The organism is Pseudonocardia lutea (genome assembly GCF_042658055.1).
In the GTDB taxonomy this organism is placed as follows: domain Bacteria; phylum Actinomycetota; class Actinomycetes; order Mycobacteriales; family Pseudonocardiaceae; genus Pseudonocardia; species Pseudonocardia lutea.
Genome location: NZ_JBHSQK010000127.1, coordinates 1 through 5168, shown reverse-complemented (window position 1 = coordinate 5168; position 5168 = coordinate 1). Strand labels below are relative to the sequence as shown.

General features: G+C 74.9%; 6 protein-coding genes. All 6 read left to right on the top strand.

Going from position 1 to position 5168, the window contains the following annotated elements; genetic code table 11:
- A partial coding sequence (locus ACFQH9_RS31590; protein ID WP_379572054.1) for a sensor histidine kinase occupies window positions 1-904 on the top strand: 904 nt, incomplete at its 5' end.
- Window positions 901-1677, top strand: coding sequence for a LytR/AlgR family response regulator transcription factor (locus ACFQH9_RS31585; RefSeq protein WP_379572052.1), 777 nt, complete (start codon window positions 901-903; stop codon window positions 1675-1677). The genes ACFQH9_RS31590 and ACFQH9_RS31585, both read left to right, overlap by 4 nt.
- Window positions 1678-1765: 88 nt before the next feature.
- On the top strand, window positions 1766-2134 hold the full coding sequence (locus tag ACFQH9_RS31580) for a hypothetical protein (RefSeq protein ID WP_379572050.1): 369 nt from the start codon (window positions 1766-1768) through the stop codon (window positions 2132-2134).
- A complete protein-coding gene (locus ACFQH9_RS31575) occupies window positions 2131-3789 on the top strand; it encodes a sodium/solute symporter (protein WP_379572048.1) in 1659 nt (552 codons plus the stop codon). The genes ACFQH9_RS31580 and ACFQH9_RS31575 overlap by 4 nt, the downstream gene beginning before the upstream one ends.
- A 174-nt stretch (window positions 3790-3963) precedes the next feature.
- On the top strand, window positions 3964-4332 hold the full coding sequence (locus tag ACFQH9_RS31570) for a DUF485 domain-containing protein (protein ID WP_379572046.1): 369 nt from the start codon (window positions 3964-3966) through the stop codon (window positions 4330-4332).
- The coding region (locus ACFQH9_RS31565) for a solute symporter family protein (RefSeq protein WP_379572044.1) at window positions 4329-5168 on the top strand (840 nt) is incomplete at its 3' end. The genes ACFQH9_RS31570 and ACFQH9_RS31565, both read left to right, overlap by 4 nt.

Below are 5168 nucleotides of genomic sequence, written 5' to 3'. Positions count from 1 at the left end.
GCTCGCCGCCGACGCCGTCGGGCTGGCCGGGCTGCACGGCGAGCCCGCCTGGGCCGGGCGGCCCGACCCGCGGGCCGACGAGCTCGTCGAGCAGGCGCGCAAGGACGGGCACCGGGCCGCACGCGGCACCACCGTGGTGCTGCCCCTGCAGGTCCGCGGGGAGCCCGCCGGGGTGCTGGCGGTGTGCGGCGACGTCCCGCGGGCCGCGGCGCGGCGGGCGGCCGACTGGGTCGCGGAGGCGCTCGAGCGGGGCCGGCTCGAGGCGTCGGCGACGGCCGCGGAGGAGGCCGAGCTGCGGGCGTTGCGCGCCGAGATCTCCCCGCACTTCGTCTACAACGCACTGACCACGATCGGCTCCTTCGTCGACAGCGACCCCGACCGGGCACGCGACCTGATCCTCGACTTCGCCGAGTACATCCGGCACTCGGTCGCCCGCCGCGGCGACTACACCACCCTGGCCGGGGAGTTCCGCGCCGTCGAGGCCTACCTGGCGCTGGCCCGCGCGGTCCTCGGCGACCGGCTGCGCGTGCAGGTGCGGATCGCGCCGGAGGTGCTGCCGGTCGCGCTGCCCTTCCTCGCCCTGCAGCCCCTGGTGGAGAACGCGGTGCAGCACGGCGTCGAGCGGCGCAACGAGGGCGGGTCGGTGCAGGTCAGCGGCGAGGCCCAGGGATCGGAGTGCGTGATCGTCATCGAGGACGACGGGCCGGGCATGGATCCGGAGGTGGCCCGCGCGGTGCTGGCCGGGGCCGGCCCGGGCGACGGGCTGGCGCTGACCAACGTGGACCGGCGGCTGCGCGCGGTGTACGGCCCGCAGTACGGCCTGGTGATCGAGACCGCCGTCGGCGCGGGCACGCGGGTGGTCATGCGGGTGCCCCGCTTCCAGCCCGGGGTCGTGGCCTCGTGAACTCCGGTCGACTGCGGGTCCTGGCGGTCGACGACGTCGCCCCGGCCCTCGCCGAGCTGACCCGGCTCCTCGCCGGCTCGCGCTGCGTCGAGGAGGTCGTGCCCGCCGGCGACGCGCTCACCGCGCTGAAGCTGTTGCAGGCGCGCCGGTTCGATGCCGCCTTCCTCGACATCTCCATGCCCGGGATGGACGGCCTGGAGCTCGCGTCGCTGCTCTCCCGGATGACGGACCCGCCGGAGATCGTGTTCGTGACGGCGTTCGAGGAGCACGCCGTGTCGGCCTACGGCGTGGGTGCGCTGGACTACCTGCTCAAACCGGTCGCCGCGGAACGGCTCGACGCCACCCTCGCCCGGGTGCTGCGCGTCGCGCGGCCCGCGGACCCGGGGCCGCCCGCCCCGGCCGTCGACGAGCTGGCCGCGGTGTCGGTCGAGCTCGGCGGCCGGACCCGGTACGTCCGGCGGGACGAGGTCCGGTTCGCCGAGGCCCAGGGCGACTACGTCCGGCTGCACACCCGCACCGGCTCGCACCTCGTGCGGATGCCGATCTCGCGGCTCGAGGAGCACTGGTCCGGCGTCGGGTACGTGCGGGTGCACCGCAGCTTCCTGCTGGCCGTGCACGCAGTGCAGGAGCTGCGCAGCGACGCCGGCGGCGGGCTGCTCGCGCACACGGACGCCGGCGACGTCCCGGTGAGCCGCCGGCACGCCCGCGAGCTGCGGGAACGGCTGCTCGAGGCCGCCACCCGGGGCGACTTCTCGCCGGGCCGGCCGCGATGAGCGGGGCGGCCGTGCCCGGAGCGGCCGTGCCCGGGGTGACCGTGCCCCGGGCGGCGGTGCCCGGGGTGCCGGCGCCCGGGGTGGCGGGGTGAGCCGGCAGCGGCGGGTCGCGGTGACCAGCCCGCAGACCCGGGTGGCGCTCGCCGCGCGGCGGGGCGTGTCGGCCGTGCCGCGCTCCCTGACCGGCGACGAGCTGGACGCGGCGGCCGACCTCCGGCGCCGCCAGCTGCGCATCGCCGCGACCACGCTGGCCGCCGCCGCCCTGCTGCTGGTCGGGCTGCCGGTGCTGCTCGGGGTCGTGCCGGTGGACCTGCGGCTCGGGCCGGTCCCGGTCGTCTGGATCGCCGTCGCGCTGCTGCCCTACCCGGCGCTCGCCGGGCTGGCGCACTGGCAGCTGCGCCGCGCGGAGCGGACCGAACGGGGCCCGGTCGTGGCGCCGCGGGACCGCCGCCGGTGACCGCGCTCGCCGTCGTCCCGGTCGTCCTGGCGACGCTGCTGATCGGGGCGCGCGGCGTTGCGGCGCTGCGCTCCACCTCGGACTTCCTCGTCGCCTCCCGGCGGGTCTCCCCCACGCTCAACGCCGCCGCCGTCTCCGGGGAGTACCTGTCGGCGGCGTCGTTCCTCGGCATCGCCGGGCTCGTCGTCAAGAACGGGGTCGGGGCCCTGTGGTACCCGGTCGGGTTCACCGCAGGCTACCTGCTGATGCTGGTGCTGGTCGCGGCCCCGATGCGCCGCACGGGCGCGCTGACCGTACCGGACTTCGCCGAGGCCCGGCTGGGCTCGGCGGGCCTGCGCCGGTTCAGCGCCGTCGTCGTGCTGGTGATCGCCGGGCTCTACCTGGTGCCGCAGTTCACCGCGGCCGGCCAGGTCCTCACGCTGGTCAGCGGCGTGCCGCACTGGGTGGGAATCGTGGTCGCGGGCGCGGCGGTCAGCGTGACGCTCGCGCTCGGCGGGATGCGCGCCGCCACCTACGTGCAGGCCTTCCAGTTCGTGCTCAAGCTGCTGCTGTTCATCGTCCCGGCGATCTGGCTGGTGGTGGCGGTCGGCGCCGGCACCCGCGCCGAGGCCCTGCGGCCCGCGCAGTACGCCGCCTTCCCCCGGCCCACCGAGGTCACCTTCCGGCTGGACACCCGGCTGCAGGTCCGCGAGCCCGTCACGGTCCTCGCGAACGGGGTCCCGGTGCGGCTGGAGCCGGGCGAGCACGTCGCCCCCGGGGACGCGACCTGGGTCTTCCCCGAGGGCGCGGCGGTGCCGGAGATCGCCGGCGCGGCGCTGCCGGGCAGCGCCACCTGGCAGCAGCCGCTGCTCGACGGCGGCAACGGCCACCCGCTGCTGGCCACCTGGTCGCTGCTGGTCGCCACCGCCCTGGGCACGATGGGGCTCCCGCACGTCATCGTCCGGTTCCACACCAGCCCGGACGGCCGGGCAGCCCGGCGGACGGCGGCCATCACGGTGGGCCTGCTCGGCTCCTTCTACGTCTTCACCGTGGTCTACGGGCTGCTCGGCGGGGTCCTGCTGCCCGAGCTGTACCTGTCCGGGGCGACCGACACCGCCGTCGTCGCGCTGCCGAGCCGGGTCGACGGCGGGACGACCGGCGCGGTGTTCACCGCGTTGCTCACCGCCGGCGCCTTCGCCGCGTTCCTGGCCACCTCGCTCGGCCTGCTGCTCGCGCTGGCCGGGGCGCTCGCGCACGACCTGCTGCCCGGCTCGCTGCGCCGGCTGCGGCTGACCGCGCTGCTCGCTGCCGGGGTGATCGTCCTGCTCGCCCTGCCGGCCGTGCGGATCGACGTCGGCGCCGTCGTCACCTCGGCGTTCGCCGTGGCCGCGTCGACCTTCTGCCCGATGCTGGTGCTCGGGATCTGGTGGCGGGGACTGACGGCGCGGGGCGCGTTCGTGGGGATGGCGGTCGGGCTGGCGTCGTCGGCCGGGGTGATGGCGCTGGGCCTGCTCGCCCGGCCGGATCCGGGGCTGGTGGCGCTGCTGCTCGGGCAGCCGGCGCTGTTCTCGGTGCCGCTCGCCTTCCTCACGATGATCGCGGTGTCCCGCCGGGACCGCCCGCCGCCCGGTGCCGAGGCCGCGATGCTGCGCCTGCACCTGGACGAGCGAACCTGAACACCGGACCGCTGGTCGCAGGATTCGACCGTTCGTCCGCCGTTCGTCGTCCGACTCCGCGGTGTGTCGTGGGTTACTTCCGCCGTCTCGGGTAGTCCCGGTGTGCTGTGCCCGGTTCGACCCGGTTCCGCCCGGGTCGACGCAGCCCGTGATCCCACAGTGCGAGGAGGCACCGTGAGCACCACCGAGTCCCCGCCCCCTGCCGGCGAGAGCCCGGCGGGAGGCACCACGGCCCACCCCGACTGGACAACGGTCCAGCAGAGCCCCGAGTTCCAGGCGCTCCGCAGCCGGTTGCGCCGGTTCATCTTCCCGCTCACCGCGGCCTTCCTCGCCTGGTACCTGCTGTACGTGGTGCTGGCGAGCTACGCGGCCGGCTTCATGTCGACCAAGCTCGTCGGCAACATCAACGTCGGCCTGGTCTTCGGCCTGCTGCAGTTCGTGTCCACCTTCGCCATCACGACCTGGTACGTGAAGTGGGCGGACAAGAAGTTCGACCCGCACTCGGAGGCGATCCGCGAGGAGATCGAGGGGGTCCGCAAGTGAGGCTCCTGGCGCAGGGCGGCGTGGAGGGCTCCAGCCCGCTGCTCAACATCAGCATCTTCGCGATCTTCGTGATCGCCACGCTGGCGATCGTGATCCGCGTGAGCAGGAAGGCGTCGAGCGGCGCCAGCGACTTCTACACCGCGGGCGGCGGCTTCTCCGGGCCGCAGAACGGCATCGCGATCTCCGGCGACTACCTGTCGGCGGCGTCGTTCCTCGGCATCGCGGGCGCCATCGCCCTCTACGGCTACGACGGCTTCCTCTACTCGATCGGCTTCCTCGTCGCCTGGCTGGTGGCGCTGCTGCTCGTCGCCGAGCTGCTGCGCAACACCGGCCGGTACACGATGGGCGACGTCCTGGCCTTCCGGATGCGCCAGCGCCCGGTCCGCGCGGCGGCCGCGACCTCGACGCTCGCCGTCTCGTTCTTCTACCTGCTGGCCCAGATGGCCGGCGCCGGCGGTCTCGTCGCGCTGCTGCTGGACATCAAGTCGAAGACCGGCCAGTCGATCGTCATCGCCGTCGTCGGCGCGCTGATGATCGCCTACGTGCTCATCGGCGGCATGCGGGGCACGACCTGGGTGCAGATCATCAAGGCGGTGCTGCTCATCGTCGGCGCCGGCGTGATGACGCTGTGGGTGCTCGCCCTCTCCGGCTTCAACCTGTCCGCGCTGATGGGCGACGCCGTCGCGCACATGGGCTCGGCCGGCGAGAAGCTGCTCGCCCCGGGGGCCCAGTACGGCAAGAGCGGCACCACGCGGCTCGACTTCATCTCGCTCGGCCTGGCGCTGGTGCTCGGCACGGCCGGCCTGCCGCACATCCTGATGCGCTTCTACACCGTG